We start from the raw sequence: 4,513 nt of genomic DNA, 5'->3' as shown, positions 1-4,513 counted from the left end.
GCTCGCGCGCCGCAGGCGCCGGCGGGGCCGGCTGCGGCGCCGACCGCGCGCCGCGCAGGTCGGTCTCGATCATCGCCAGCCGGTCGACGACGTGGCCGAGCGTGTTGTGAACCGCTTCCAGCGAATCCTGGGTGTGCCGGTCGGTCTCCGACTGGCTGAAGCGGATGTCGGAGATCTCGCGCTTGATGGTCTCGACCACGCCGCTGTCGAACGCCGGCGCCGTATTGCTGCGATCGGCAATGCGGCTGAAGCTTTCCTGCTGGCGCTCGAGCAGCCGCAGAATATCCTGCAGCCCTTCCTCGACGCGCTCGAGATTGCCGCTGCCGCGCTGGCTCGCGGCCTGCTCCATCCGCTCCAGCAGATAGCTGACGCGCTGTTCGAGATGCGCGAAGGCCGACGGGCTGTCGTTGCCGATCGGCAGGTGGTCGAGCCGCTCCGACAGCGCTCGCAGCGCGCCTTCGAGCTGTTCGGTGGAGCCGCCCGGCGCAGGCCGCTCGCGGCTTTCCAGCGCCGCGGTCAGCGCGGTGATGCGGTTTTCCAGCGCCGCGAAGGAATCGCTGTTGCTGTCGACGCGCGACAGCTGATCGACCTTGTCGGCCAGCGTCTGGACGTTGGCGCTGAGCTGCTCCAGCGCCTCGTTGGAGGCGACGTTGGAGACGATGCCGCGCAGCGCCCCGATGGCGTTTTCGAGCTGCTGCATCGTGCTCGGATCGTCGCTGTTGCGGACGATCATGTCGATCTTGCCGCCGAGATTGCGGATCGCCTCATCGAAGCCGGCGAGCTGCTCGGCCGGGGTCAGCGACCGCAGCGCCGAGTGGATCTCGGCGAGCGCGCGCTCGATGCCGGCGATCGTGCCGGCGTCGGTGCCGACCGCGCGGGTGTCGTCGAGCCGGCGCGCCAGCGATTTGATCTCGCTCTCGAGCTGCTCGATCGCCTTGCGCGGCATCGCCTCGGTGATGGTGTGGCGGATCTCGGCCAGCTCGGCGCGGAACGCCGCGATCGACTGCTCGATCTGATCCGGGCGCTGCAGCGCGTCGATCTGGCTGGTGATCCTCAGCAGCTGCTGCTCGAGGCTGGAGAAATCCGGGCCGGGCGCGGACGGCGGCGTCATCGCGGGCGCGATCGGCGGGGCCTGGCGCGGCGGGACGCGGTTCACCGGCGCGTCGAGCTCGCTCTGGCGCGCGGCGATTTCGGCGATCGCCAGATCCAGCGCGTTGGGATCGAGCGGCGGCGAGCTGTGATAGACTTGGGCGGCGGCACGCTCGACCCGCTCGGTCGGGGTCTGCGGCGGGGCCGGCTGCGGCGCAGGCGCAGGCGCGGCCTTCGGCTCGGTGATCCGGGCCAGACGCGCATCCAGCCGGGAAATCGCATCGTTCAACTGCCGCGCCACCGGCTCGCCGCGGGTCGGCGGGCGCGAAATCTGGTCGATCTGACGGGCGATCGAATCCAACCGCTGATGAATCTCGGCGACCTCGGACGCATTCTTGTCGGCGATCGGGCTACGCGCCGGCGCGGCGGGCGCACGGACCTGCGGCTGAGGCTGGGACTGATATTGGGGCTGCGGAGCGCTGTCGCCGAGCTGACCGTTGATCCAGTCGGCGAGCGACATGCCGGCGCGCTTGGCGGCGGCCTCCGCCCGTTCGCGCACGGACGGTTCGATTCCCTCGACGCTCCACGATACGCGATTCATGCTCTGGTCGCTTCCGAACTGCCAACTGCGGCGCCCGCAACCTCCCCGTCGTGTCCCACGCGAACGACACCCGAATTCAATGCGGGAGGGCTGCCTCTCGCATCGACTTTTTCCCGTTAGGGTAAATACCGAGTTAAGGATGCCGGCCGGGGTCGCGTGAAAGTTGCCCGGCGCTGCATAATCGCCTCGCGCCGGGCACGAGTAACCCCGCCCGCTCGGCGGAAAGGTCGATGCCGCGCAGCGCGGCGGGTCAGGGCACGGCTATCGACGGATCGTTGGCTCACGGCTCGGAGCCCCTCACCCCAGACCTCTCCCGCGCGCGGGCGAGGGGGCGCGTCGGGCATGGGGTGAGCTTCATGGCGACGGCGCTCAGGCCTAAGCGATCGAGTTTGGCCGCTCAGGGTCTGGTTGCGACCACCACCAACCCGGGGAGCGGTGCTTGGTGCTCGGTGCGGGCGGAGGCGTGCTGGAGCAGCGCGACCTCGAGGCCGGCGCGTTGCAGTTCGTCGCGCAGATAGGCTTCGGACTGGGCGAAGCGCAGCCCCTCGGTCAGCGCGACGCCGTCGCCGGCGTGGGTCTCGGCGGTGACGGCCAGCAGGCCGCCCGGCTTCAGCACCCGCGCCGCTTCGCACAGCAGCGGCGCGGCGTCACGGATGTAGATCAGCACGTCGGCGGCGAGGACCAGGTCGGCGCCGGCCGGTGATTCAGCCGCCAGTCCTTCGACCAGATCGGCCCGGACCAGCCGCGCATAGGCCCCGCACCGCCGTGCCTGCGCCAGCATCTGCGCCGACAGATCGATGCCGACCAGCGCGGCGGCCAGCGGCCGAAACAACCGGCCGACCAGCCCGGTGCCGCAGCCGAGATCGATCACCTGGCCGAAGCGCGGCGGACGACCGGCGCCGCATACATCGAGAACCGCGTCGCGCAGCAATTCGGGGCCGCGATAGCCGAGCTCGCCGAGCAGCGCCGCCTCGAAGCGCGGCGCGTACTGATCGAACAGGCTGGTTACATAGGCCGGCGTCATCGCGCCGAGTTCGAGCGCGCCGAGCCGCATCAGCCGCAGCCCGGCGCCGTGGCGGTCGGCCGGATCGGCGGCGCGGGCGCGGCGCCACGCATCGATCGCGCCCGCCCGGTCATCGAGCCGATCGGCCCGGATCTCGCCGAGCGCAAACCATGCCGATGCAAAGTGCGGCGCCAACTCGACTGCCTGCAACAACAGCTCCGCCGCCGCAGCCGCCTCGCCGCGCGCCAGCAGCTCGCGGGCGAAATCGAACCGCCGATCCGCCAGCACGTCTCCGGACGACAGGAACAGGGGCATCGACGGAACCGGCCGGGGTGCGACTCGTTTGGACTGCAGGCTGGCCTATATAGCGAACATGCGTCCCCACGACATCCTGATGCCGATCGCCTCCGGGCTGTGCTGCAAGCCGGGCGGCTTCCATATCGATCCGGTGCGGCCGGTGGAGCGCGCCGTGATCACCCACGGCCATTCCGACCACGCCCGCCCCGGCCATGGCGCTGTGCTGGCGACGCAGGAAACTCTCGACATGATGCGGCTGCGCTACGGCGAGAATTTTGCCGGCAGTACGCAGGCGATCGGCTATGGCGAGACGCTGCGGCTCGGCGACACCACCATTACATTCCACCCCGCCGGTCATGTGCTCGGCTCGGCGCAGGTCGCTGTCGAAGCCGGCGGCATCCGCATCGTCGCCTCCGGCGACTACAAGGACGCGCCCGACCCGACCTGCACGCCGTTCGAGATCGTGCCGTGTGACGTGTTCATCACCGAGGCGACGTTCGGCATTCCGGTGTTTCGCCATCCCGACGCCGCCGGCGAAGTCCGCAAGCTGCTGAACTCGGTCGCGTTGTTTCCGGAGCGCGCGCATCTGGTCGGCGCCTACTCGCTCGGCAAGGCGCAGCGGGTGATCGCGCTGATCCGCGAGGCCGGTTATGACGCGCCGATCTATCTGCACAGCGCGATGGAGAAGATCACGCATTACTACGCGGAGAAAGGCGTGCCGCTCGGCGAGTTGCGCCCGGTGAAAGGCGTCAAGAAGGCCGAACTCGCCGGCACCATCACGCTGGCACCCCCCTCCGCAACCTCGGATCTGTGGACGCGGCGCTTCCCCGATCCGCTGACCGCCTTCGCATCGGGCTGGATGCGGGTGCGTGCGCGCGCCCGGCAGCGCGGCGTCGAGCTGCCGCTGGTGATTTCCGATCATGCCGATTGGGACGGCCTCACCGCGACGATCGCGGCGACCGGCGCCGGCGAAGTCTGGGTGACGCACGGCCAGGAAGACGCGCTGGTGCATTGGTGCCAGAGCAAAGGCTTGGCCGCGCGGCCGCTCGATCTGGTCGGCTATGGCGACGAGGACGAAGACGTCGGCATGCCGGCGGCCGACAGCGAGGCCGCCGAGGCATGAACCGGTTCGCCGAACTGCTCGATCGCCTGGCCTACGAGCCGGGCCGCAACGCCAAGGTGAGGCTGCTGGTCGCTTACTTCCGCGAAGTCGAAGACCCCGACCGCGGCTACGCCCTCGCCGCGCTCACCGGCGCGCTATCATTCCGCCACGCCAAGCCGGCCCTGATCCGCGCGCTAATCGCCGAACGCACCGATCCGGTGCTGTTCGAGATGTCGTACGACTATGTGGGCGATTTGTCGGAGACGGTCGCGTTGATGTGGCCCTCGCCCACTCGAGCGCTCTCGACCTCCCCTGCCCCAGGCACGGCCTCCTCCCCTCCCCGAAACGCGGCCTCCTCCCCTCCCCCTTGCGGGGAGGGGTCGGGGGTGGGGGTCGCCAACGGGACGCCATCCTTGGGGCG

The 4,513-nt window shown here is 70.0% G+C and carries 2 protein-coding genes and 2 pseudogenes; 2 read left to right on the top strand and 2 right to left on the bottom strand.

Annotation, left to right across the window (positions count from 1 at the left end; translation table 11 throughout):
• Both IP86_RS10480 and IP86_RS10475 read right to left on the bottom strand, forming a co-directional pair.
• Positions 1 to 1,690: pseudogene (locus IP86_RS10480) on the bottom strand (hypothetical protein); the annotation flags it as partial.
• A 397-nt stretch (positions 1,691 to 2,087) separates the two neighbouring features.
• Entirely contained in the window at positions 2,088 to 3,008 is a 921-nt protein-coding gene (locus tag IP86_RS10475) for a class I SAM-dependent DNA methyltransferase (RefSeq protein WP_054162470.1), read from the bottom strand.
• A 58-nt stretch (positions 3,009 to 3,066) separates the two neighbouring features.
• On the opposite strand from IP86_RS10475, the gene IP86_RS10470 reads away from it, so the two are divergent.
• Together IP86_RS10470 and IP86_RS10465 are read left to right on the top strand one after the other, a co-directional pair.
• Positions 3,067 to 4,113, top strand: a complete 1,047-nt coding sequence (locus IP86_RS10470; RefSeq protein ID WP_054162469.1) for a ligase-associated DNA damage response exonuclease — start codon at positions 3,067 to 3,069, stop codon at positions 4,111 to 4,113.
• Positions 4,110 to 4,513 (top strand): annotated as a pseudogene (locus IP86_RS10465) (ATP-dependent DNA ligase); the annotation flags it as partial. The gene IP86_RS10470 and the pseudogene IP86_RS10465, both read left to right, overlap by 4 nt.

Origin of the sequence: Rhodopseudomonas sp. AAP120, assembly GCF_001295845.1 — a bacterium.
Classification (GTDB): Bacteria; Pseudomonadota; Alphaproteobacteria; order Rhizobiales; family Xanthobacteraceae; genus Rhodopseudomonas.
Note: the sequence above shows the minus strand (reverse complement) of the source record. Positions and strands in the feature narration are given on the sequence as shown.

What these genes read in the sequence shown, in the direction of transcription:
- IP86_RS10470 (WP_054162469.1), top strand. Translation starts at nt 3,067, where the DNA reads ATGCGTCCCCACGACATCCTGATGCCGATCGCCTCCGGGCTGTGCTGC.
- IP86_RS10475 (WP_054162470.1), bottom strand. Translation starts at nt 3,008, where the DNA reads ATGCCCCTGTTCCTGTCGTCCGGAGACGTGCTGGCGGATCGGCGGTTC.